The 23446-nt window shown below is 71.3% G+C and carries 23 protein-coding genes and 1 tRNA gene; 9 read left to right on the top strand and 15 right to left on the bottom strand.

Annotated features, from left to right (window positions below; genetic code table 11):
- Positions 1-58: 58 nt before the first annotated feature.
- The 4 genes from OO60_RS18000 to OO60_RS18015 all read right to left on the bottom strand — a co-directional run bounded on the left by OO60_RS18000 (position 59) and on the right by OO60_RS18015 (position 1583).
- Positions 59-466, bottom strand: a complete 408-nt coding sequence (locus OO60_RS18000) for a hypothetical protein (RefSeq protein ID WP_003084761.1) — start codon at positions 464-466, stop codon at positions 59-61.
- 19 nt (positions 467-485) lie between these two features.
- A tRNA-Ser gene (locus OO60_RS18005) sits at positions 486-572 on the bottom strand.
- A 76-nt stretch (positions 573-648) separates the two neighbouring features.
- On the bottom strand, positions 649-1077 hold the full coding sequence (locus OO60_RS18010; RefSeq protein WP_003084759.1) for a nucleoside deaminase: 429 nt from the start codon (positions 1075-1077) through the stop codon (positions 649-651).
- A gap of 23 nt (positions 1078-1100) precedes the next feature.
- Positions 1101-1583, bottom strand: a complete 483-nt coding sequence (locus tag OO60_RS18015) for a tRNA adenosine deaminase-associated protein (protein WP_205624177.1) — start codon at positions 1581-1583, stop codon at positions 1101-1103.
- Between the two features lie 77 nt (positions 1584-1660).
- On the opposite strand from OO60_RS18015, the gene OO60_RS18020 reads away from it, so the two are divergent.
- Positions 1661-2926 (top strand): M20 metallopeptidase family protein, encoded by a 1266-nt coding sequence (locus OO60_RS18020; RefSeq protein WP_003084754.1) that lies wholly within the window; start codon positions 1661-1663, stop codon positions 2924-2926.
- On the opposite strand, the gene OO60_RS18025 is transcribed toward OO60_RS18020, so the two are convergent.
- The gene (locus tag OO60_RS18025; RefSeq protein WP_033261691.1) at positions 2887-4836 is read right to left on the bottom strand and encodes a phosphocholine-specific phospholipase C; all 1950 of its coding nucleotides are present in this window, start codon (positions 4834-4836) and stop codon (positions 2887-2889) included. The two genes, OO60_RS18020 and OO60_RS18025, sit on opposite strands and share 40 nt — an antisense overlap.
- Positions 4837-4905: 69 nt before the next feature.
- On the opposite strand from OO60_RS18025, the gene OO60_RS18030 reads away from it, so the two are divergent.
- From OO60_RS18030 to thrS, 3 genes are all read left to right on the top strand, one after another.
- Positions 4906-5286 (top strand): VOC family protein, encoded by a 381-nt coding sequence (locus OO60_RS18030; RefSeq protein ID WP_003084751.1) that lies wholly within the window; start codon positions 4906-4908, stop codon positions 5284-5286.
- A gap of 25 nt (positions 5287-5311) precedes the next feature.
- Complete coding sequence (locus tag OO60_RS18035; protein WP_003084749.1) at positions 5312-5779, top strand: heme-degrading domain-containing protein; 468 nt, start codon at positions 5312-5314, stop codon at positions 5777-5779.
- A 121-nt stretch (positions 5780-5900) separates the two neighbouring features.
- Positions 5901-7112, top strand: a complete 1212-nt coding sequence (gene thrS / locus OO60_RS18040) for a threonine--tRNA ligase (protein WP_280513807.1) — start codon at positions 5901-5903, stop codon at positions 7110-7112.
- 143 nt (positions 7113-7255) lie between these two features.
- Here thrS and OO60_RS18045 read toward each other — a convergent pair whose 3' ends face one another.
- The 5 genes from OO60_RS18045 to OO60_RS18065 all read right to left on the bottom strand — a co-directional run bounded on the left by OO60_RS18045 (position 7256) and on the right by OO60_RS18065 (position 12432).
- Positions 7256-8098 carry a MerR family transcriptional regulator gene (locus OO60_RS18045; RefSeq protein ID WP_003084742.1) on the bottom strand — a complete coding sequence of 281 codons (843 nt, stop codon included), beginning with the start codon at positions 8096-8098 and terminating at the stop codon, positions 7256-7258.
- A 111-nt stretch (positions 8099-8209) separates the two neighbouring features.
- Positions 8210-9037, bottom strand: coding sequence for an ABC transporter permease (locus OO60_RS18050; RefSeq protein ID WP_003084732.1), 828 nt, complete (start codon positions 9035-9037; stop codon positions 8210-8212).
- A complete protein-coding gene (locus OO60_RS18055; RefSeq protein ID WP_003084731.1) occupies positions 9034-9927 on the bottom strand; it encodes an ABC transporter permease in 894 nt (297 codons plus the stop codon). The genes OO60_RS18050 and OO60_RS18055 overlap by 4 nt, the downstream gene beginning before the upstream one ends.
- A gap of 238 nt (positions 9928-10165) precedes the next feature.
- A complete protein-coding gene (locus tag OO60_RS18060; RefSeq protein WP_003084730.1) occupies positions 10166-11209 on the bottom strand; it encodes an ABC transporter ATP-binding protein in 1044 nt (347 codons plus the stop codon).
- Entirely contained in the window at positions 11206-12432 is a 1227-nt protein-coding gene (locus OO60_RS18065; protein WP_205624176.1) for an extracellular solute-binding protein, read from the bottom strand. The genes OO60_RS18060 and OO60_RS18065 overlap by 4 nt, the downstream gene beginning before the upstream one ends.
- Before the next feature lie 62 nt (positions 12433-12494).
- Between OO60_RS18065 and OO60_RS18070 the strand changes: the two genes are divergently transcribed.
- The 3 genes from OO60_RS18070 (at position 12495) to lysA (ending at position 15585) form a co-directional block, all read left to right on the top strand.
- Entirely contained in the window at positions 12495-13199 is a 705-nt protein-coding gene (locus tag OO60_RS18070) for a GntR family transcriptional regulator (protein ID WP_033261694.1), read from the top strand.
- Positions 13196-14101 carry a dihydrodipicolinate synthase family protein gene (locus tag OO60_RS18075; RefSeq protein ID WP_003084724.1) on the top strand — a complete coding sequence of 302 codons (906 nt, stop codon included), beginning with the start codon at positions 13196-13198 and terminating at the stop codon, positions 14099-14101. The genes OO60_RS18070 and OO60_RS18075 overlap by 4 nt, the downstream gene beginning before the upstream one ends.
- Positions 14102-14241: 140 nt before the next feature.
- Entirely contained in the window at positions 14242-15585 is a 1344-nt protein-coding gene (lysA, locus tag OO60_RS18080; protein WP_003084721.1) for a diaminopimelate decarboxylase, read from the top strand.
- On the opposite strand, the gene OO60_RS18085 is transcribed toward lysA, so the two are convergent.
- Positions 15563-17107 carry an APC family permease gene (locus OO60_RS18085; protein ID WP_003084715.1) on the bottom strand — a complete coding sequence of 515 codons (1545 nt, stop codon included), beginning with the start codon at positions 17105-17107 and terminating at the stop codon, positions 15563-15565. The two genes, lysA and OO60_RS18085, sit on opposite strands and share 23 nt — an antisense overlap.
- Before the next feature lie 262 nt (positions 17108-17369).
- Between OO60_RS18085 and OO60_RS18090 the strand changes: the two genes are divergently transcribed.
- Positions 17370-17846 carry an Lrp/AsnC family transcriptional regulator gene (locus OO60_RS18090; protein WP_033261695.1) on the top strand — a complete coding sequence of 159 codons (477 nt, stop codon included), beginning with the start codon at positions 17370-17372 and terminating at the stop codon, positions 17844-17846.
- Between the two features lie 44 nt (positions 17847-17890).
- Here OO60_RS18090 and helR read toward each other — a convergent pair whose 3' ends face one another.
- Complete coding sequence (gene helR / locus OO60_RS18095; RefSeq protein WP_081655862.1) at positions 17891-20095, bottom strand: RNA polymerase recycling motor ATPase HelR; 2205 nt, start codon at positions 20093-20095, stop codon at positions 17891-17893.
- 101 nt (positions 20096-20196) lie between these two features.
- Positions 20197-22014 (bottom strand): laminin G domain-containing metallophosphoesterase family protein, encoded by a 1818-nt coding sequence (locus OO60_RS18100; protein WP_033261696.1) that lies wholly within the window; start codon positions 22012-22014, stop codon positions 20197-20199.
- Between the two features lie 79 nt (positions 22015-22093).
- On the opposite strand from OO60_RS18100, the gene OO60_RS18105 reads away from it, so the two are divergent.
- Positions 22094-22486: a VOC family protein gene (locus OO60_RS18105; protein WP_003084705.1), complete on the top strand. Its 393-nt coding sequence runs from the start codon at positions 22094-22096 to the stop codon at positions 22484-22486.
- On the opposite strand, the gene OO60_RS18110 is transcribed toward OO60_RS18105, so the two are convergent.
- On the bottom strand, positions 22462-22944 hold the full coding sequence (locus tag OO60_RS18110) for a DUF6328 family protein (RefSeq protein WP_003084702.1): 483 nt from the start codon (positions 22942-22944) through the stop codon (positions 22462-22464). The genes OO60_RS18105 and OO60_RS18110 overlap by 25 nt on opposite strands.
- Positions 22945-23040: 96 nt before the next feature.
- Positions 23041-23430, bottom strand: a complete 390-nt coding sequence (locus tag OO60_RS18115) for a TIGR03667 family PPOX class F420-dependent oxidoreductase (RefSeq protein WP_003084695.1) — start codon at positions 23428-23430, stop codon at positions 23041-23043.
- Positions 23431-23446 lie beyond the last annotated feature (16 nt).

The raw sequence follows: 23446 nt of genomic DNA on the forward strand, positions 1-23446 counted from the left end.
GCGTGCTCCTCGTGATCAGCTTGTGCCGCCCACGGTCACACTTCAAGAGCCCTTCAAGTCAAGCGCTCAGTTCGTCCCGCGCCGCATCGAGGAACGCGACCTTGGGGCCCCGGAGGTGGTCCCAGAGGGAGCCCTCGCCGGGTTCCTGCCACAGAACGTGGTCGAGGGCCTTGACGTAGGCACGGGCGAGGCTGTGCAGGGCCGGGGCGAACAGGACGTGGATCATCCGTTCGCCCACCCACAGCTCATCGAGGGCATCAAGGGCGGCCGCTTTCCAGGCTTGCGTGTCATCCCGGTCCTCGGCGGCCCGTTCGGCCTGCTGGGCGACGCGGATGAACTGACGCAGGAGGTCGAGCCGTTCCTCGCGCCGAGCGTCGGCCCGCTCGGCGGCGAGCCGCGAGCCACACCTGCGTCTGCATGCGGCGATTCCTACCGCAAAAACGCCCGGCAACCCTCTATGGGTCACCGGGCGTTCTGCTTGAGAGCGGTGGCGGTGGGATTTGAACCCACGGACGGGATTAACCGTCACACGATTTCGAGTCGTGCTCCTTCGGCCGCTCGGACACGCCACCGCGAAGAACAATACCGGAGCCCCCGCGCACCCCGAACAAGGGGTCCGCTGCCACGCCTGACCTGCGGCAGATGCCCTCAGCGGCACCGAGCGAAGTACGTCTCCAGGACAGCGGCGCACTCCTGCGAGAGCACGCCCCCGTGGACCTCCGGCCGGTGGTTCAACCGCCGGTCCCGGACCACGTCCCACAACGACCCCACCGCGCCCGTCTTCGGCTCCCACGCCCCGAACACCAGCCGTGAGATCCGCGCCAGCACCAGCGCGCCCGCGCACATCGTGCACGGCTCCAGCGTCACCGCCAGCGTGCAGCCCTCCAGGCGCCAGCCGTCGTCGACCACGCGGGCCGCCGCGCGCAACGCCAGGATCTCCGCGTGGGCCGTCGGGTCGCCCAGCTCGATGCGGGCGTTGCGGGCCGCCGCCAGCGGGGTTCCGTCCGGGGCGAACACCACCGCTCCGATCGGGACGTCCGTGCCCGGGGCGCGCGCTGCCTCCAGCGCCGCCTCCACGGCTTCGGTGTCGGACGGGCGTCTCAGAGCTCGTCCAGGAGCTTGGCGAACTCGCTGCCGAACCCGCAGCGCTGCGCCACCATCTGCAGCTGCTCGTCCGGGTACAGGTCGACCTCGCCGACGATGACCTCCAGCTCCGGGCCCGGCAGCCCGAGGTCCGCCAGGATTCCGAGGTCACCCTCGGGCCAGACGGAGTCGTCCTCCTCGTCCGGCGGGTCGACGCGCAGGACGTCGAGGACATCCGCCGCGATGTCGTAGTCCAGCGCCGCCGCCGCGTCCGAGAGCAGCAGCGACGGCCCCCGTGGGCTCGGGCGGACGATGACGAAGAACTCGTCGTCGACCGCCAGGAGCCCGAAGCTCGCGCCGGTGGAACGTAGTTTGCCCAGTTCCGTGATCGCCGCGTCCAGCTCGGTCAGCGCCCCCGGGTCGAGCGCACTGCACCGCCACCGACCGTCTTCTCGGACCACAGCCACCGCGAAGCCCGTGACCGGCTCTTCCACCGCCATGCGCACACCGTATTCCGCCGGGAGATCCGGCGCACGCACGGTGCGCCCGAACCGCCGCATGCGCCACTATCGGGAGCATGACCGGACCTGCTGACCTGCCCACCCTGCCCGGCACCCCGTTCGCCGGCCTTCTCGACGACGCGCGGGCGCTGCAAGGCCGCACGGTCGCGCTCCGGCGCGCGGTGCACCGCAGGCCGGAGCAGGGGCTCCACCTGCCGCAGACGCAGGCCGCCATCCGCGAAGCCCTCGACGGGCTGCCGCTGGAGATCACCGAGGGCAAGGCCACGACCTCGCTGACCGCCGTCCTGCGCGGCGGCCGGCCCGGTCCGGCCGTGCTGCTGCGCGGCGACATGGACGCGCTGCCGCTCACCGAGGAGACCGGTCTGGACTTCGCGTCCGAGGACCCCGAGTCGATGCACGCGTGCGGCCACGACACGCACGTGGCGATGCTGGCTTCGGCGGCGCGGCTGCTCGCGGACCGCCGGGACCGGCTCGCCGGGTCGGTCGTGTTCATGTTCCAGCCGGGTGAGGAGGGTCACCACGGCGCCCGGTTCATGATCCACGAGGGCGTGCTCGACGCCGCCGGCCCGCGGGTCGAGCGCGCGTTCGGCGTGCACATCCTCGCCAACGCGCGCAGCGGGCTGCTGCAGCTGCGGCCAGGCCCGCTGATGGCGTCGGCCGACTCGTTCACCGTGCGCGTCACCGGCAAGGGCGGCCACGGCTCCGCCCCGCAGCACACGATCGACCCGGTGCCCGCCGCCGCGGCGATGGTCGGGGCGCTGCACACGATGATCACGCGCCGGGTCAGCGTGTTCGACCCCGCGGTGCTCTCGGTGACCCGGATCCAGGCCGGCACGACGTCCAACATCATCCCGGAGACCGCCGAGCTCGAGGGCACCATCCGCACGCTGTCCGAGCAGACGCGCGCGCTGGTCCGCGCCGAGCTGCCCAAGGTGTGCGAGCAGGTCGGCGCGGCCTACGGCTGCCGCGTGGTCGCCGACGTCGAGCCCGGCTACCCGGTGACCGTCAACGACGACCGGGTCGCCGCCGAGGTGCTGCGGCTGGGCGCGGCCGTGCTCGGGCCGGGCAACGTCGAACTGCTCGCCGACCCGCTGATGGGCGCCGAGGATTTTTCCTACGTCCTGCAACGCGTTCCCGGCGCCTACGCGTTCCTCGGCGCGTGCCCGCCCGGCGTCGACCCGGCCGAGGCGGCGGCCAACCACTCCAACCGCGTGGTCTTCGACGAAGACGCGATGCCCAGCGGCGTCGCGATGCTCGCCGCCTTCGCGCTCGACGCCCTGGGTCATGGCCCGGTCCGCGACGGGTTGCCGTCCTCCAGGTGACCGGCGAAGCGGCGACGCCACCCCGGCGCCTCGAGCGTCACGTCGTACCAGCCGTTGCTCGCCGGGACCGGGAAGTCGTGCGCGCCCTCCGGGGCGATGGTGACGTCGCTCAGCGCGACCGGTGACGGCCCGCGGTTGGTCACCCTGACCGTCAGGGCGGGCGTGTCGGCGAAGGTGACCTCGGCGTCGAGGCCCACCCCGCCCGCCGCTTCGACCAGGAACCCGTTCGGGCCGTGGATGGCGACGTCGTAGGTCCCGCCGTGCGGGATTTCGCCGGTCATCGAGGCGCCGGGCCCGACGTCGAAGCGCTGCGACGTCCCGCCGGCGTGGTAGGCGTACGCGGCCAGCTGCAGCGCCTGCGTTCCGTGGTTGGCCAGGTGCAGCGTCAGTGCGCCCGGCTCGGCCGCGACCCACGCGACCGGCTGGTACGGCAGCGGGCGCGCCTTCGCCGTGCCGGCGTCCTGCACCAGCGCACCCGGCCCCAGCCCGGGCTTCGGGAGCCGCCGCTGCGTCCGGTCGGCTTCGGCGCGCAACGCATCGGCGTCCGGCAGCAGCGGGATGGTCGTGTCGGGGGCGCGGAAGTCGAAACAGCTGGTCAGGTCGCCGCAGATCGCACGGCGCCAGGCCGAAATGTTCGGCTCGCGCACGCCGGTCCACGTCTCCAGGAAACGCAGCACCGACGTGTGGTCGAAGACCTGCGAGTTGACCCAGCCGCCGCGGCTCCACGGCGAAACGACGGTCATCGGCACCCGCGGGCCCAGCCCGATCGGCACCGGCGGCCCGGACGGTGCACCCTTCTCCGGCCGGTTGCCCGGCAGGTACTCGCCCGGGGTGCCGGGCGGTGGGGTCGGCGGGAGGACATGGTCGAAGAAGCCGTCGTTTTCGTCGTAATTGATGAAGACGACGGTCGATTCCCATAGTTCCGGGTTGTCCCACAACGCTTTCAGCATGCGGTGGACGTAGGCGGCGCCGTCGACCGGCCGAGCCGCGGGGTGCTCGCAGTAGCCGTACGGGGCCACCACCCACGACACCGCGGGCAGGGTCCCGCCCTCGCAGTCGGCGATGAACTCGGCCAGCACGTGGTCGAGGTCCTTGCCCTGCCCCGAATCCGGCAGCAGCTTCTTGCGCAGGTTGGCGCGCTCGGCGAGCCGTCGCTTCACCGGGTCCAGCGAATGCAGGGCGTCGTGGAAGTTCTGGAACAGCCAGAGCGGGTTGTCGCCGTAGTCGCCGACGAAGTGCTCGGGGACGCCGCGCTCTTCGTCGTTCGCGTAGATCCGCCAGGAGATCCCCGCTGCCTCGAGCCGCTCCGGGTACGTCGTCCAGCGGAACGACGGTTCGTAGTCCGGCGCGTTGTGCGTCGCGGGCCCGCCGGCGAGGCCGTCCGGGTCGATCGTGCCGGTCCAGTGGTAGAGGCGGTTCGGGTGCGTCGGGCCCTGGATCGAGCAGAAGTAGTGGTCGCAAAGGGTGAACGCGCTCGCCAGCGCGTGCTGGAACGGGAGGTCGTCGCGGGTGAAGTAGCCCATCGTCATCGGGCTCTTCGCCGCGATCCAGCGGTCGTACGCGCCGCCGTTCCACGCGCGGTGGGTGCTGTTCCAGTCGTGCGGCAGCTCGCCGAGGTCCTGACCGTCCACAACGGACGTGTCGATCCGGAACGGCAGCACCGGGCCGCCCCGGTCGCCGCGCTGGCGGAAGACGTCGCGCAGGGCCGCGCGGTCGCCGAAGCCGCGCACGCCGGCCATCGTGCCGTAGTAGTGGTCGAACGACCGGTTCTCCTGCATCAGCACGACGACGTGGCGGACGTCCTCGACGGTGCCCTTCCGCGGCGCCGGGGCGCAGCCGGCGGACAGCGCGCCGGCGACCGTGGCCGCGGCCGCACCGCCGAGCACCGTGCGGCGCCGGATCCGGCCCATGCCCACCTCCTCGTCCCCCGGACGGCGGCCCGGCCGAGGGGTACGTTCGCCACCGAGAGAGGTGAAGCCATGCTCAACTCAGCGGAACTGGTCGCCTTCGCACCGTCGGCAGACCTCGAGCGCTCGCGCGCCTTCTACACGGATGTCGCCGGGCTCGAGTTCATCGAGCAGACCCCCTTCGCGTGCGTGTTCCGCAGTGGCGCCACCATGCTGCGCGTCACCGCCGTCGCCGAGTTCACGCCGCAGCCGTTCACGGTGCTCGGCTGGGCGGTCGCCGACATCCGGGCGGCGGTGGCCGAGCTGCGCGGCCGTGGCGTGGAGTTCCTCACCTACGACACGCTGCCACAGGACACCGACAAAATCTGGACCACGCCGGGCGGCCGGATCGCGTGGTTCGCCGATCCGGACGGCAACGTGCTGTCCTTGACCCAGTTCGCCGCTGGCAATTAAACAACAGTGTTGATTTAATAGGCCCATGACCGAAGCCGAACGCCTCGCCCAGCTCTTCGAGCAGGAGGAACGCCTCCAGTTCACGACGTTCGACAACGAAACCGCGCTCGCCCTCGGCCGGCAGATGCTGGACGCCGCGGCCGACCGCGGGCTGGCGGTGACGATCTCGATCCGGCGCAACGGCCAGCGGCTCTTCCACGCCGCGCTGCCCGGCACGTCGGCGGACAACGACGGCTGGATCGACCGCAAGAGCCGGGTCGTCGACCGCTACGGGCACAGCTCGTTCCTGATCGGGACGCAGTTCCGCGCGAACGGCGGCTCGTTCGAGCAGCACTCCCGCCTCGACCTCGGCGAGTTCGCGGCGCACGGCGGCGTGTTCCCGGTGCTGGTGCGCGGGGTCGGGCCGGTCGGCACGGTCGGCGTGTCCGGGCTGCCGCAGGCCGAGGACCACGCGTTCGTCGTCGAGCAGCTGGAGCGGTTCCTCGACTCCTGAAAAGGAGTGGCGGCCGCTGCTACCGTCAATTCCATGAAGCGCGCACAGACGACGACGCCGGAGAGTGTCCCGGCGCGCTGAACGACGTTTCGAGCCCGGGGCGGGTGCCCCGGGCTTCGTCTTGTGGTCTCCCGCCTCGCCGTCCACGAGGGAGTCCCCGATGCACGACCACCGCAAGCTCGGCCGCGAACTCGGCCTGTTCGGCACCGACCCGCTGATCGGCGCCGGCCTGCCCTACTGGCTGCCCGACGGCGCGCTCGTCCGCCACAGCCTGGAGGAGTACGTCCACGACCTCGAACGGCGGGCGGGGTACCGGCACGTCCATTCGCCGGTGCTGGGCAAACGCGAGCTGTACGAGATTTCCGGGCACTGGTCGCTCTACCGCGACGACATGTTCCCGCCGATGGACGTCGGCGGCGAGCAGCTGGTGCTGCGGCCGAGCCTGTGCCCGCACCACGCGCTGATCTACCGCTCGGCCGGCCGCAGCTACCGCGAGCTCCCGCTGCGGATCGCCGAGCTGGGCGGGATGTACCGGTCCGAGCTCTCCGGAGTGCTCGGCGGCCTGAACCGGGTGCGCGCGATCCAGCTCAACGACGCGCACGTCTTCTGCACCCTCGACGAGGTCGAAGCCGAGGCCGCAGCCGCGCTGGCCCTGATCCGGCGGGCGTACGACGCGCTCGGCATCAGCCCGGCACGCTTCCGCCTGTCGCTGCCCGATGACGGCGGGAAATACGTCCAGGGGGACTGGGACCGCGCGATCGGCATCCTGCGTTCGGTCCTCGACGGCCTCCCGTACGACGCCGTCGAGGGCGAAGCGGCGTTCTACGGACCGAAGATCGACATCCAGATCGCCGACGACGCGGGCCGCGAATCGACCCTGTCGACCATCCAGGTCGACTTCCACCAGCCCGCGCAGTTCGGTCTGGAGTACGTCGGCGCGGACGGCGCGAAGCACCGGCCGGTCATGCTGCACCGGAGCATCATCGGCAGCGTCGAACGCGCGGTGGCCCAGCTGATCGAGGTCCACGGCGGCGCGTTCCCGGGGTGGCTGGCGCCGGTGCAGCTCCGGTTGCTGCCGCTGTCGGCTGCGGAACTGCCGTACGCGCGTGAGGTCCTGGAGCGGTGCGGTGACCTGCGGGCCGAGATCGCGTCGGAGGGCAGTTTGGGTGCCCGGATCCGGGAGGGGCGGCTGGTGCCGTACCAGGCTGTGATCGGGCCGCGGGAGGCTGGTAACGGGCTGCTTTCGCTGCGACTGCGGGACGGAAGCCGACTTGATGCTGCTGGGGCGGCGGAGGTGCTGGCGCGGATCGGGGCGGAGGTCAAGCGGCCGTAACCGCGGCCAAGCGGCCGTGACGATCGGGCAGCCACAGCCGCGATCAGGCGGTCGCAGCTCCGGTCAGCCAGCAGCCGCCGGGGTCAAGCAGCCGCAGCGCAATCAGCCGACCGCAGCCCCCGGTCGCCCAGCCGCAGCCGCGGTCATGCGGCCGTAGCCGCGGTCAGCCAGTCGAGCGTCGGGGCCAGGCTTTCCGGCGCCGCCCAGCCGTTGACCACCGCGAGCAGCTCCAGGTACCGCTCGCGGCGGGGGTCGCGGACGAGCCCGAGCCAGGTCCGCAGCTCGCCGCGGTCGCGCCCGAGGCGCTCGACGATCGCCGCGGCTTCCGGCGACGCCGGGTCCACGCCCGCCGCCAGCGCCGGCGTGACGGCGTCGCGCACCTGCGCGGCCAAGTCGCGGCGCAGCCCGCCTTCGTGCTGCTCCACGAGGCGGCGGAGAACCGCGCGGAACTCGCCGTCCCGGGTCAGCCCGGCCAGCTCGATCCACGCGTCGAGCTGGCCGGGGCTCGGGTCCTCGGGCAGTTCCGGGGTCAGCGTGCGGGCGACCCCGGCGAGTTCGGGACGGTCGCCGAGGGCTTCGGCGAGGAAGTCGCCGACCAGGCGGCGGCGTTCGGCGGCGGACAGCCGGGCCAGCTCGTGCATGCGCGTGGTCTCCTCAGTGGTCGAGCCGCGGCCGGCGACGGCCGTCAGCACCGCGTGCCGCAGCCGCAGCACGCGAATTTCCGCTTCCAGCGCCTTCGCGTGCGTCGCCGCGACGTCGGCGACGGTCGCTTCGCCGTCGACGATCCGGCGGATCGCAGCCAGCCCGAACCCCAGCTCACGCAGGGTTCGCACCAGGCCGAGCCGGGCGAGCGCGGCGTCGTCGTACTGCCGGTGACCGGCGGCGTTGCGCCCGGACGGCGGCACGAGCCCGCGGTCGGAGTAGAACCGGACGGCCTTGATCGTGAGCCCGGTCCGGCGGGCCAGGTCGCCGATCGAATACCGCATGCCGCCAGCCTGGCACCTCCCCTTGCGGGAGGCGCAAGGACCAGATTCGCCCGATCGTGTCGATCATTTGTTCGAGTGTTCGCGGTAAAGTCGATCACATGAGCGAACGAATCAGGTTTCCTCCCGGATCCGGGTCACCAGCTGGGTCGGGTTCACGAACCGCAACGCGACGAGAAGGAGCACGAGCATGGACGCGGTGTAGATGGTCGCCATGGCATCGACCGACTGGTTCGCGCGGATGCCGGCCGCGAACACGGAGTTGTACAGGGCCACCACCAGGGTCGTCGAGTCCGGGCCGGCGGTGAGGAACGTCAGCTCGAACATGCCGACCGTGCGCACCAGCACCAGGATCGACGCCGCGAGGATGCCCGGCAGCAGGAGCGGGCCCAGGACGCGGGTGAACACCGAGACCGTCCGGGCGCCGGACATCCGGGCCGCGGCCTCGATCTTCGGGTCGATCTGCTCGATGAACGGCGTCATCGTCAGCACGACGAACGGCACCGACGGTACGAGGTTGGCCAGGATGACGCCGGTGATCGTGCCGGCCAGGTGGAACTTGTAGAGCACGGTGGCCAGCGGGATGCCGTAGGTGATGGGAGGGATCAGGATCGGCAGCACGAACAGGAGCATCACCAGGCGCTTGCCGGGGAACGAGCGGCGGGCCAGCGCGTAGGCGGCCGGGACACCGACCGCGACCGACACGGCGATCACCACCAGGGCGACGATCGCCGTGGTGAGGAGCACGTCGGAGAGGCCGAACTCGCGCCAGGCGTCGGCGTACCAGTGGGTGGTGAAGGCGTCCGGGAGCCAGCTGCCGAACCACTGCGTGCCGAACGAGTCGACGACCACCGACAGCACCACGCCGGCGAGGTTGACGAAGAAGAACGCGACGACGGCCCAGACGACCCAACGTCCGGGACGCGCGACCCAACCGGTCATCCCTTGCCTCCGGTCGCTCCGCGGTACAGCGTGCCGCGCCACGCCATGACCAGCCCGATCACGATCAGCATGATCACCGCCATGAGCATCGCGACGGCCGAGCCCATCGAGTAGTCGTACTCCTCGAACGCGGCGTGGTAGGCGGCGATCGAGATGACGCGCGTCTCGTTCGCCGGGTCGCCGACGAGTTGCGCGCTCGGGAAGACCGAGAACGCCATCACGAACGAAAGGCAGAAGGTGATCGCCAGGCCGGGAGCCAGCAGAGGCAGCGTGATCCGCCGGAAGCGCTGGACGCCGTTCGCGCCGAGCGTCGCGGCTGCCTTCTCCAGGGAGGGGTCGATGCCCGACAGGTAGGACAACGTGAGCAGGAAGGAGAACGGGAAGCCGGTGATCACCAGCGACAGGAGAACGCCGGTGTAGTTGTGGATCAGCGGCAGCGGCTGGTCGGTGACGCCGAGGACGGTGAGCACCTTGTTCAGCCAGCCGGCCGGTCCGCCGTACATGATCAGGCCCTGCGCGGTGAGCACCGTGCCGAGCGTGATCGGCACGACCAGGATCGTGGTCAGCAGGCGCTTGCCGCGGACCCGGCCGCGCATCACGTAGGCGATCGGGATGCTGGCGAGGACGTTGATGAACGTCGCGGGCAGCGCGATGCCGAGCGTCGTCCAGATCGTGTCGCGCAGGTACGGGTCGCCGAAGAACCGCGCGTAGTTCGCGAAGACGCCGCCCTTGCGCGGCGTGAACGACAACTGGAGGCCGTAGAGGAAGGGGTACAGGAACAGACAGGCGGTGACCAGCAGGCCGGGCACCAGGAGCAGCAGGGTGCGGTCGACACCGCGTTCGGCGAGCCGGTGCCGCAGCGCCGGACGAGCGCTCACGACGGACGTCATGGCGCAACCTCCACAAGCCCGGCGCCAGCCCACACGGCGACCGCCGCACCCCGGACGGCAGCAGCAAGCCGCCCGGCGACCACCACCGCACCAGGGAGGGCAGGAACCCACACCGCGACCACCCCCGCCACACCGCTCCTCGCGGCGGCCACCACACCACCCCGGGCGCCATCCACCCTCGGCGCACCCACCGCGCAACCACCGCGGTGCCCGGCTCCCGCCCTCGCGATCGCGGCCGTCACGGCGCGAACACCAGGACCCGCTCGGCCGGGACGCCGATCTTCGCGGTGTCGCCGGGGGCGAGGCGCTTGTCGGTCCGGAAGTAGACCGGCACGCCGGTCGCCAGCCGGGCCGAGATCGACAGCTCGCGGCCGTGGTACTCGACGATCTCGACCGTCACGTCGAGGGCGTTCTCCATGCCGTCGCCGACGACGAAGTCCTCCGGGCGGATTGCCACCTTTGCCGGGCCCTCGGTCTGCGAGCCGCGGCCGGTGAGGCGGACGCCTTCGCCCGACACGGTGACCGTTGAGCCCGCGGTGCCGGTGACCGTCACGTCCAACAAGTTGCGATACCCCATGAAGGAGGCCACATAACTGTTCACCGGCTGGGCGTACACCTCCTCCGGCGTGCCGATCTGCTGGACCGCGCCCTCGCGCAGCACCACCAGGCGGTCGGCCAGTGACAGCGCCTCCTCCTGGTCGTGGGTCACATACACCGTGGTCAGGCCGAGCGTCTGGTGGAGGCGGCGGATCTCCATCCGCATCTCCAGGCGGAGCTTGGCGTCCAAATTGGACAACGGCTCGTCCATCAGCACCACCGGCGGCTCCAGCACCACCGCGCGGGCGATGGCGACGCGCTGCTGCTGGCCGCCTGAGAGCTGGGCGGGGAACTTCGCCGCGTGCTCGGTGAGCTGGACGAGGCGGAGGGCCTCGTCCACCCGGCGCCGGGCCTCGGCGCGGCCGACCTTGCGCATCTTCAGGCCGAACCCGACGTTGGCGCGGACCGACATGTGCGGGAACAGCGCGTAGTTCTGGAACACCATCCCGAACCCGCGCTGCTCCGGCGGCTGCCCGTCGATCCGGGTGTCGTCGAGCCAGATGCTCCCCGCGGTCAGCGGCAGCAGGCCCGCCAGGCAGTTCAACGCGGTCGACTTGCCGCAGCCGGACGGGCCGAGCAGGGCCACGAACTCGCCGCGCGCGATGGCGAGGTCGAGGCCGCGCAGGGCGTTCGCGGTGCCGAAGCTGCGCGAGACGCCGTCCAGCCGCAGCTGCCCGAACGTCACTTCTTGCCGACCTTCGAGCCGCCGACCAGCTGGTTCCACTTGTCGAACGCCTTCACCTGCTGCTCGGCCGGCAGCGAGGTCTCCTTCGGGTACTGCGAGATCCACTGCTCGTACTCCGGGCGCCCGAACTGCCGAAGCGTGTCCTGGCTCTTCTGGGGCGCCATCTGCAGGGTGACGTCCTTGACCGCCGGACCGGGGTAGAAGTAGCCGTCGTCGTAGGCGATGGCCTGCTGGTCCGGCTTCAACATCCACGCCACCAGCTGCAGGATCGCCGACTCCTGATCCGGCGACAACCCCTTCGGGATGAGTGCGTACTGGGCGTCGGTGACCCAGTGCATCGGCTGCATGATCGCCGTCTTGACCGTGTTGGGCACGGTGCCGAGCTTGCGCGGGTTGATGTCCCATCCGGTGGTCGACATGATCATGTCCACCGACCCGGACGCGAGGTTCTTCATCGTCTCCGTGGTGCCCGACGGGTAGTACTTCACGTACTTGCCGAGCTCCTGCAGGAACGCCCAGGTCTTGTCCCAGCCCTTGTCCGGGTCCTTCGGGTCCTTGTCGCCGAGCAGGTACGGCAGGCCCATCAGGAACGTCCGGCCCGGGCCGGAGTTCGACGGCTGGGCGTACTGGAACTTCTCCGGGTGCGCCTTCGCCCAGTCGAGCAGGTCCTGCGGGGACGCCGGCGCGGCGGGCACCGCGCCGGGGTTGAACTCCAGGAGCGGGCCCGACGGGTAGTAGACGACCTCGATGCCATAACCGTTGGCCAGCTCCTGCATCTTGGCCGCGGGCTCGAGGTAGTTCTGCATCAGGTTCGGGAACCGGCTCGAGAAGTCCGGCAGCACCTTGACCAGCGTGCCGTTCGCGATGCCAGCCGAAAGGCCGTCGGTGCCGCTGAGGACCAGGTGCGTCTGGGCGACGCCGCCGTCCTGCTCGGCCTTCAGCTTGCCCGCCATGCTCGGCGCGGGCGCCGTCGAATAGGTGACCTTCGCGAGGACTTCGGGGTGCGCGGCCTTGAAGTTCTCGATCATCTGCTTGGTGAGCTGCAGGTTGCCCGCGACGTCGAGGATGTTCAGCTCGACGGGCTTGCTCGGTTTGTCCGGCACCGCCTTGGGGTCCGCCGCCTGGCCGCCGTCACCGCCGGGTGCGCCGCAGGCCGCCAGGCCGGCGGCGAGACCCACCGCCAGCAACACTCGTCGGAATCGGAAGCCGGTGCAACGCTGCATGGCTGCTCCCTAGGTCCGTGATAATGTTGTATGTCGCATCGTATATCAGATCGGACATGCCAGTGGCGAGCACTTCATCGGCCCGGAGGCCGCCGCCGCCCGTCTCGCGGACGGATTTCGTGCGTGACGCCATCAAGGAAGCGATCTTGAGCGGCGAGTTCGGGCCGGGCGAAACGCTCGTCGAAGCCGAGGTCGGCGCCCTGCTCGGGGTGTCGAAGACGCCGGTGCGCGAGGCCCTGCGGATCCTGGCCGGTTCCGGTTTGGTCACGATGAGCACGTACAAGGGGGCGGCGGTCCGGGTCATGGACGCCGAGAGCGCGTACGCGGTGTGCGACCTGCGCGCGCTGCTCGAGCCCGAAGCCGTCCGGCGCGCGGTCGAGCACGGCGCGGACTTCGGTCCCGCGCGGCAGGTGCTGGCCGGCGTCGAGACCGGCACGGCCGCGTCCGACCGCGCGAAAGCCAGCCTGGCCAACCGGCTGTTCCACCGCGCGCTCTACGCCGGGTGCGGGAACCCGCTGCTGGTCGAGGTCCTGGACGGGCTGCGCGACCAGGCCGCGCTGATCACCGTCACCGGCTGGGGCATCAGCCCGACGTGGCAGGGCGAAGCGGCCGAGCACCGGGCGATCCTGAACGCCGCCGAGAGCGGCAACGCCCGGCAGACCGAACACCTGCTGCGCAAGCACATCACCGATTTCATCGACCGGGTCGCCTTCGAGCTGCCCGGCGAGCGCACCACCGAGACCGGCGATCCGAAGGGGGCCCGATGACGTTCGAGGAGCAGAGGCGGCGGCTTTCCGGGGTGGTGGCCATCCCGGTCACGCCGTTCGACACCGAGGGCGCCGTCGACGACCAGACGTACGCGAAGCTGGTGGACCGGCTGATCACCGGCGGCATCGAGGTCGTGACGCCGAACGGGAACACCGGCGAGTTCTACGCGCTGGACGCGGACGAAGCGCGGCGGTGCCTGGAAGTCACCGTCGAAGCGGCGGCGGGCCGGGCGAGCGTGCTGGCGGGGATCGGGCACGACGTCGCTTCGGCGACGCGGGCCGCCGCGCACGCGCGGGACGCCAGCGCGGACCTGATCATGATCCACCAGCCGGTGCACCCGTACGTCTCGGGCGACGGCTGGGTCGATTACCACGCGGCGATCGCCGCCGCGGTCCCGGAACTCGGCGTCGTGCTGTACGTCCGCAACCCGGCGATCACCGGTGACCAGCTGCGCGCGCTCGGCGAGGCGGCCCCGAACGTGATCGGCGTCAAGTACGCGGTGCCGGACCCGGTGCGGTTCGGCGCGGTCGCGCGGGACGCGGGCTTCGGCCGGTTCGTGTGGATCGCGGGCCTGGCGGAGCTGTCGGCGCCGGGCTACTTCGCCGTCGGGGCCACGGGGTTCACGTCCGGTCTGGTGAACGTCGACCCCGCGATCTCGCTGGAGATGTTCCGCGCACTGTCCACAGGGGACTACCCGGCGGCGATGACGGTCTGGGAGCGGATCCGGCCGTTCGAGGAGCTCCGGGCGGCGAACGGCAACGCGAACAACGTCAGCGTGGTCAAGGACGCGCTGAGCCAGCTCGGCCTGTGCCGTCCGGACGTCCGGCCCCCGAGCCGGCTGCTGACCGGGCCCGAGCGGGAGCAGCTCTTCGGGCTGCTGTCGTCGTGGGGGCTGTCGTAGGTGACGCAAGTTACTGGCGCGTTAACAACGCGTCAGCGGGCGCCCGGAATCCGTCAGGACGGCATTGGCGGGTGATCTCCGGGCGCGCCGGCGGGGGTGTTCTGACGGGGTCCGATCCGCCGTGATGCCCGGAGGCACCCGTGACGCTCAGCGAGCTTCTTCCCAGCCTCGGCTGCGAAGCCGCCGATCACCTCGAGCCAGGAGTCTGGCCGCGTAGCACCCGACTCGGCGAAGACGGCGAACTGTTCTTCGCCGGTGCGCCCGTCAGCCACCTCGCCGCCCGCTTCGGGACGCCGTCGTACTTCATCGACGAACAGCAGGTCCGTGACACCGCGCGCGAGTACCGCGAAGCGCTGCCGGACGTCGAAGTCGCGTACGCGAGCAAGGCGCTGTGTACGCGGGCCGTGCTGCGTTGGGTCGCCGAAGCGGGACTGTCGCTCGACACCTGCTCCGCCGGTGAGATCGCCGTTGCGCGCTCGGTCGGCTTCCCCGCCGAACGCATGCTGCTGCACGGCAACGCGAAGACGCCCGAGGACCTGAAGGCCGCGCTCGGCTACGGCGTGCGGCGGATCGTCGTCGACTCGCTCGACGAGATCGGCCAGCTCGGCGTGCTCGCCCACGGCGCTCAGCAGGTCATGATCCGGGTGACGCCGGGCGTCGCGGCCGGGGCGCACGCCGCCATCAGCACCGGCGCCGAAGGCCAGAAGTTCGGCTTCTCGCTCCTCGACGGCGTTCCCGACAACGTCGACGCCGCCGTCGAAGCCGTGAAGCGACAACCCGGGTTGCGGCTGACAGGGCTGCACTGCCACATCGGCTCGCAGGTTTCCCGGGTCGACCGGTACGAGGCCGCCGCGCGGCGGATGGCCGAAGTCCTGTCGCGGATCCGCGACATCCACGGCGTCACGCTGCGGGAACTCGATCTCGGCGGCGGGCACGCGGTGCCGTACGTCGGCGGCGAGCCCGCGTTCGACCTCGGCGGCTACTCGCGGCGCCTGCGCGTCGCGCTCGCCTACGAATGCGCCGCGCGCGGCTTCCCCCTGCCCCGGCTGACGATCGAGCCCGGCCGGGCGATCGTCGGGCCGGCCGGGATCACGGTCTACCGCGTGTGCGCGGTCAAGCGCGGGAGCCGCACGTTCGTCGCGGTCGACGGCGGCATGAGCGACAACGCGCGGCCGTCCCTCTACGGCGCCCGGTACACCACGCGCCTGGTGGGACGGCATTCGAAGGCGCGGCGCGTCCCGATGACCGTGGTCGGCCGGCACTGCGAAGCCGGTGACATCCTCGCCGAGGGCATCAGCCTGCCCGCCGACCTGCACGCGGGCGACCTGCTGGCCGTGCCGTGCACCGGCGCGTACCACCACTCGCTGGCGTCGAACTACAACCAAGTCGGCCGCCCGCCGCTGGTCGGCGTCCGCGGCGGCGTCGCGACGCTGCTGGTGCGCCGCGAAACCGAGGAGGACCTCAGCCGACGCGACTTGGGCTGACGATCGAGTCGCCGCCGCGCGGCACGACCCCGCGCGGCAGGCGGCGGCCGGCGAAGAACTCCCGGCAGGCGCGGTGGACCGCGAACATCAGCGGCACCCCGAGCACGATCGACACCACGCCGATCACCGCGACGCCGCCGATGCCGAACACCGTCGTCTCGCCCGCGTCCGGCCGCGCGTACTCGATCAGCGCGAACACCAGCACCGCCAGGAAGAACACGCCACCGGTGAACGGCAGCAGCCCGCGCAACACGAAGTTGCGCACGCTCGCGAAGAGCGTCCGGCGGAACACCCAGACGCAGGCCAGCGCCGTCATCGTGTACTCGATGGCGATGGTCAGGCCGACCGCGTCCACCGAGTCGGCCAGGACGTTGTCGCTGATCAGCGCCAGGAGGACGTACACGGCCAGCGAAACGAGCCCGAACGCCCAGGTCGCCACGGTCGGCGTCCGGAACCGCGGGTGCACGCGGCCGAACACCCGCGGCAGGGCGCCGTGGCTGGCCATCGACAGCGTCGTGCGGGCCGCCGGCATGATCGTCGCCTGGCTGGTGGCCGCGCCGCTGGTCAGCACGGACACGATCAGCAGCACGCCCAGCACCTTCCCCGTCGTGCCGTCGCCGAACACCGCGCCGCCCAGGCCGGCCAGGACGTCCTCGGAATTCGCCGCGTTCGCCAAGCCGATCCCGTCCTCGCCGACCCCGGCGAAGGCGAGCGCGGCGACCGTCACGAGCAGGTAGTTCAGCACCAGCAGCACCGTCGAAAGCACCGCGGCCCGGCCCGGTGCGCGGCGCGGATCGGCCGACTCCTCGTTGACCGACAGCGAGCTTTCCCAGCCCCAGTAAATGAACACGGCCAGCAGGACCGCCGAAACCGCGGTGCCGGCCGATACCCCGCCCGGCCACAGCCAGTCGAGCTTCGGCAGCGACGCCTGCGGCCCGGCCGTGCCGTCGAAGACGCGGACCAGCGCGACGACCGAGAAGAGCACCAGGACGGCGAGCTCGACGCCGAGCAGGATCCACTGCGCCCGCGCGGAGACCTCGATCCCGCGGTAGCAGAGCCAGCACAGCGCGAGCAGCCACGCGGCGCCGATCGCCGTCGTCACCCACCGGTTGTCCGCCGCCCCGGACGCGCCGAACAGCAGCAGCGTGTACCGGCCGGTGAGCGCGGACTGGCTGCTCATCACCAGCAGCTGCGCGACCGTCACGACCCAGCCGGTGAACCACCCGGCGTGCGGGCCGAACGCGCGCGCCGCCCAGGTGAAGTTGGTGCCGCAGTCGGGTTCCGCGGTGTTCAGCTCGCGGAAGGCGAACGCCACGAACAGCACCGGCACGAAGGAGAGCAGCACGAACGCGGCCGCCTTGAACCCGGTGCCCGCCAGCACGATCAGCCCGAGCGTGGCCGCGATGGAATAGGCCGGCGCGGTCGACGACATCCCGATGACCATCGACGACACCATGCCCAGCGCACCACCGCGCAATCCCTTCGCGGGAACGGCGGGGGCGAACGCCACGGCCTCCGACATGCGTTGGTCCTCCTGGGTCACCGGTACGACAGAGCCGCCAGACGGTACCTGCCGCGGTGCGGTACGCGCGTCCCGCTGTGCGCGGGCGCACAAAACCGCCTCGGAAAACCTCGTGAGTTTCACCCGCAGCCACCGATTCCTCGGCTGATCGTGGCGTGTACGCCGAATCACGCGAAGCTGCCGCCGAGGGCTCGCTTTCTCGGCAGGTCTCGATACGCTGCGCACTTGACAAATCACATGCCGAAACACAGGGAGGGACGGCATGGGTGACGAAACACGTGCGCGCGCGCTGGACAATACGGACAGATCGTTGATCGCCCTGCTCCAACAGGATGGCCGCGCCTCGTTCACCGCGCTCGCCAAGGCGGTCGGGCTTTCGGAGGGAGCGGTCCGCCAGCGCGTGCAGCGGCTGCTCCGCGACGACCTGATGCAGATCGTCGCGGTGACCGACCCCGCCAACGTGGATCTGACGCGGCAGGCCATGGTCGGCATCAACGTCGACGGCGCTGATCCCCGCGACGTCGCGGACAAGCTGTCCGAGCTCGAAAACGTGCACTACGTCGTGTTGTGCGCCGGGCGCTACGACCTGCTGGCCGAACTCGTCTGCCGGGACGACGACCACATGCTCGAGGTGCTCGGCGACGAAGTGCGCAAGATCCCGGGCGTGTCCGGGACCGAGCTGTTCGTGTACCTGAAGCTGGCCAAGCAGGACTACTCCTGGGGCCGGCTCACGGCGTAACGGGACCGGGGATGACGGGCCTGCACCCGCCACCCCCTGGCCCGCTACAGGAACCGCCGGTGCCCCGCCCGCACCGGAACGCCGGCCTCGGCGAGGCCGGTCAGCGCCGCCGGGAGCGGATCCCGGTGCAGCACCCCGAGGCGCTGCGTGGCGCGCGTGAGCGCGACGTAGAGCTCGGCCGCGCCGCGCGGGCCCGCGGCCAGGATGCGCGCGGGCTCGACGACGAGGACGGCGTCGAACTCCAGCCCCTTCGCGGCCGACGGCGGGATCGTTCCCGGCACCCCCGGCGGGCCGATCACCACGCTGGTCCCTTCGCGGCCGGCTTCGTCACGGACGAAGTCCTCGATGGCGTCCGCGAGTTCGCCGTCCGCCACTCGTCTGGACCACGGCCGGACGCCGCACGCCCGCACCGATTCCGGCGGCCGCGCGGACGGCGCGAACCGGGCCAGCACCGCGCCCGCGACGGCCATGATCTCCGCCGGGGTCCGGTAGTTCACGGTCAGTTCGCGGTACAGCCAGCGGTCCCCGGCGTACGGCGCCAGCATCGTCGCCCAGTCCCGTGCCCCGGCCGCGGACCGGCGCTGCGCGAGGTCGCCGACGATCGTGAACGACCGGCTGGGGCACCGCCGCGCCAGCACCCGCCAGTCCATTTCGGACAGTTCCTGGGCCTCGTCGACGACGACGTGCCCGTAGGTCCAGTCCCGGTCGGCGGCCGCCCGCTCGGCGAGGTCGCGCGTGTCGCGTTCGACGAACCGCCCGGCCAGCTCCTCGGCGTCGAGGAGGTCTTCCGCGACCAGCTGGACGTCCTCGTCGAGTTCCTCCTGGTCGAGCTGCATCAGTTCCATGACGCCGGAGGCGTACTCGGCCTCCGCTTCCGCACGACGGCGCGCCGCGGCCCGTTCCTCGGTGTCGTCCCGGCCGAGGAGATCGACCAGCTCGTCGAGCAGCGGCACGTCCGGCACGGTCCAGACCGCGCCGTCCGCGCGGAACAGCGCCGGGTCAGCCCCGGCGGCCTCGAGGCGGCGCGGAGACTCGTACAGCGGCGCCAGCAGCGTTTCCGGTGTCAGGTACGGCCACAGCTCGTCGAGCGCGGCTTCGAGTGCTTCGTGCTCCGCGAGCTCGTCCAGGACGTCGGCGCGCAGGTCCGCCCACAGCAGGCGGTCGGCCGGGGTGAGCCAGCCTTCGCCGATCTTCGCCACGACCCGCTCGGCGACGAGCGCCACGACACGCTCGCGGAAGACCGCGCGGGCTTCGTTGTGCGGCAGCCCCGTCTCACGCGCTGCGAGCCGGGCCTGGCCCACGAGGTCGGCGTCGAGCGCCACGACGACGTCACCCAGGTCGATCGGCACCGGCTCCTCGGGCACCTCTTGGCGGTCGGCAACCGCGGCCGCCAGCACGTCGAGGATCGCCAACGAACCCTTGAGCCGCGCCACTTCCGGCTGGTCCTCGGCCGTGACGTGCAAGCCCGGAACCAGGTCGCCGGTGGTCTGGAAGACGACGTCCGACTCGCCGAGCGACGGCAGCACGCGGCCGATGTGGTCGAGGAACAGCGGACTCGGCCCGACCACGAGCACACCGCTGCGGGACATCCGCTCGCGCCGCGTGTACAGCAGGTACGCGACCCGGTGCAGGGCCACCGCGGTCTTGCCGGTACCGGGGCCGCCTTCGACGACGAGCATCCCCGCGTGGCCGAGGCGGATGATCTCGTCCTGCTCGGCCTGGATCGTCGCGACGATGTCCCGCATGCCTTCGCCGCGGGGTGCGTTGACCGCCGCGAGCAGGGCCGCGTCCCCGCGTTCGGTGTCACCGGGGCGGCCGAGGACTTCGTCGGTGAAATCGAGGACCCGGCGGCCCATCGTGTGGAACTGACGGCGGCGGCGCATGTTTTCCGGCCGCGCCGCCGTGGCGACGTAGAACGGCCGCGCCGCCGGCGCCCGCCAATCCAGCAGGAACGGTTCGTAGTCGTTTTCCGCGTCGAACAGCCCGAGCCTGCCGATGTAGCTGGTTTCGCCCGAAAGGGCGTCCAACCGGCCGAAGCACAGCCCGTTGTCGGCGACGTCCAGCCGGGCCGCCTCCCGCGACCGGCAGCGGACGTCGGTCTCCCGTTCCCCCGGCGTCACCCCGGTTTGCCCGAGTGCGCCGTGGTAGCGGGCCTGCGCCGCCGCGCGCTCGCGGTCGAGCCGCTCGTACAGCGCGGCGACGTAGGCCCGTTCTTCCCGCAATTCCTCGTCGTACCCCTGGTTTGACAAGTTCCCCTCACAGCGGTTAGACTCATATCAGGTTCGGCGATCGCTCCCGTTGTTTCCGGAGGGCACGCCGATTTTTTATTGTCCACCCGCTGTCAAGGGCCTCAGCCCAGCATGAATTCGCGCGGGTTCAGCGGCCGGTCGGCCACCCGCACGTCACCCAGCAGCCCCGCGAAACTGCGGTCCACCTTCCCGCCGTAGGACGACGCCCCGACCAGCCACGGACCGCCCGGATCGGCGAGCCCGACCGCCGGCGTGGCCGGGTTCCGCACCACCGGGCAGCCGTCGACGTAGACGACCGTGCGACGGCCGTCGTTGACCACGGCGACGTGCCACCACTTCTCCACCGGCAGCTCGTGGCCCCAGTTCGTCGACGTCCGGTCCTGGTTGAGCGGGTACACCGCCCACTGCAGCTCACCACCGTCCGAAAGGGACAGTGTGGCCGCGGACTCCTGCGGATCGTCGCCGGTCTTGCCGGCGGCCGCGCCGCTGCCCTGCCGGGCGAACAGGCCGCACCAGCCGTGGTGGCCGTCCTTGAAGTTCGCCGGCAGCCAGAAGAACGCCTCGACGGTGTAGCCGCGCTCGAACTTGAGCTTGTTGATCGGCGCGGTGTCGACCGTGCGCAGGTACGCGCCGCGGCTCGGGTCGCGGCCGCCGTCGAACCGCAGGCTCGCCCGCGACGGCTGCCGCGGCGAGAACTCGCTCGAGTACTTCAGCGCGTCCGGGCCGCTGCCGGGCGCGGTGACGCGGGTGAGGTCGTTGCCGCGGCCGGTCTGGTCGCGCACGACGACGTTGTCCGGCACTACTTTGCCGTCCTGGCCGCCTTCGAAGCGCCAGTAGGCGACGGTGCCGAGGATCAGCAACTGCTTCGCCGGCCGGGCGGGCGGGACCGGCACCGGCGCGAAGGCCTTGAACCGCTCGGCGAAGTCGATCTCCAGGCTGAAGTAGTCGGCCGCGCCGCTGCGCTCGACCTCCTGCTGCTGCAGCTCGCTCAGGTGGTCCTGCGCGGCCAGCCACGGCGAGATCGTCCGGACGTCGATCACGCCGCGCGCGAGGTCGAACTGGTAGAGCCGGACCATCGCGCTGCCGCCGTAGTAGCGGTCCTGGTAGTTGGCGAGGTGGACGTGCACGTCGTGCCCGGCGGCGTTCTTGCGGACGGTGCGCCCGGTCGGCCAGTAGTGGCCGTTCAGCGTCAGGAAGATCTGGTCGTTGCCCTGGACGAGCTCCTGCCAGACGTGCTCGCCGAACGTCGAGAACTGGGCCTGGTGGTCGTCGTCGGCCCAGACGAGCTCGTGGATGGTGAGGATCGCCGGCAGCGTCGGGTGCTGCGCGAGGACCTGCTTCGCCCAGTTCAGGCCACCCGCCGAGGGCCGCCAGTCCAGCGCCAGCAGCAGCCACTCGCGGCCGCCGCCGCGGAAGACGTGGAAGGTGTTGTAGCCGTCCTTGGACGCGCCGCGGAACGTCGGCGAGTTGCGCTGGCGCTGCGGGCCGAACGCGTCCAGGTACGGCGAGGGGCCGCGCTGGTCGTCCTTCGAGCCGTCGATGTCGTGGTTGCCCGCCAGCGTGCTGTACGGGAACCGGCGGCGGTCGAGCGCCTGGAACGACCGGCTGATCCTGGCGAACTCGTCCGCCCGGCCGTTCTGGGTGAGATCACCGAGGTGCGCGAGGAAGACAACGTTGTCGGCCGACTCGTCGAGGACGTACCGCAGCGAGGCGTCCAGCGGGGCCGCGTCACCGCGGTCCTCGTCGAACAGGTACTGCGTGTCCGGCATGACCACGAGCGTGAAACGCGGATCTTCGGCGTCCGGGCGGTGCCGTCCGGTGGCTTCGGCGGCGGGCGCGCCGAGGACGTTCGGCAGGGTCACCGCGGCGGCCACGGCGGGGGCGCCGAGGAGGAAGGTCCGGCGAGAAGTGTCAGTCACGGGCGGGAAGCTACGGGCGGCTTCCGACCGCACCGGCAACTGCTGCCGAACACGGGATGAACAGCGGTACTGTGCCCGCATGAGCGGCCCGCGGGTGTTCCGGTTGATCCAGCCCGTCGACGACGTCGAAGTCGCCGTCACGTTCTACGCCGCCGTCTTCGGCGACCCCGGCGAGCGCATCGCGGTCAACCGGCACTACTTCACCTGCGGCGGTGTGGTGCTGGCCTGCGTCGAGGCGCCGCCCGAGCACCGCGAGCCCCGGCCGCAGCGGGACCCGCGGATCGTCTACCTCGCGGTCGAAGACGTCGAGGAGACGTTCGAGCGGGTGCGCGCCGCCGGGCCGCGCTGGCTCGACGACGCGATCGAGACGCAGTTCTGGGGCGAGCGGTCGTTCTACGCGGACGACCCGTTCGGCAACCCGCTCTGCTTCGTCCAGGAGGACACGCTCTACTTGGGCGGGCCGCTCGGCTGAGGGTCCGGGTTCAGCCGGAACGGCATGACGAACCAGAGGATCCCGAACAGCAGCAGGCACAGCACGGCCATCACGGTCATCGCGCCCCAGCCGTAGACCACCTTGGCGATCAGCGCGACCGTCGAGGTGATCGCCAGTGCCAGGCAGACCAGCCCGGCCAGCACGAACCGGTTGCCGACGCGCAGGATCCGGTCCCGGCTGCCCGTGCGGAACAGCAGCCGGTGCCAGGCCGCGGGCGCGGTCAGCAGCGCCGTCGCCGCGACGGCGAGCGCGACCGCGGACAGGTGCAGCGCCTTCTCGAACCCGCTGGCGTCGTGGAACCGGTCGGTGAACACGACCGACAGCAGGAAGCCGAAGAGGATCTGCACCCCGGCCTGGGCGACCCGCAGCTCCTGCAGCAGCTCGCCGACGTTGCGGGTGAGCTGCTCGTTGCGGGTTTCGCCGGTGTGTTCGGCCACCCAGGCACCATAACCGGCCCGCGGACCGGCCACCGGCTGGGAAATCCGTCACTTTCTCACGAACTCAGGCTCGGTGGCGGTCCGAAGTGGACCGGTTCAGAACCCCCAGGTGCGCTCGGGCACCACGCGGATGCGGACGGAGTACTTGGCGTCGAACCCGTCCGCGGTCAAGCCGATCGCCGCGTAGTGCGGGCCGTACTTGTCGAGGTACCCGGGCGCCTCGGACGCCTTGCCCTCCTCGACGTGCGCCGTTCCGGTGACGACGAGGATCGAGCCGCCGCCGGGGTCGCTGTTGAGGTGGAAGCTCACCTCGGGGTTCGCTTCGATGTGCCGGAGCTTCGCGGTGCCGGGCTCGCTGAACAGCACGATGTCGTCGCCCTCGAGGACGAACCACACGGGCCGTGGCGCGGGCCGGCCCTTCGGCGTGACGGTGGTCAGCCAGGCGATCTTCTCGCCCGCCCGGTCGGTGAGCTGGGGTGTGGCCATGTCGGTGCCCCTCGGT

This window comes from Amycolatopsis vancoresmycina, from assembly GCF_000716785.1.
Lineage (GTDB): Bacteria > Actinomycetota > Actinomycetes > Mycobacteriales > Pseudonocardiaceae > Amycolatopsis > Amycolatopsis vancoresmycina.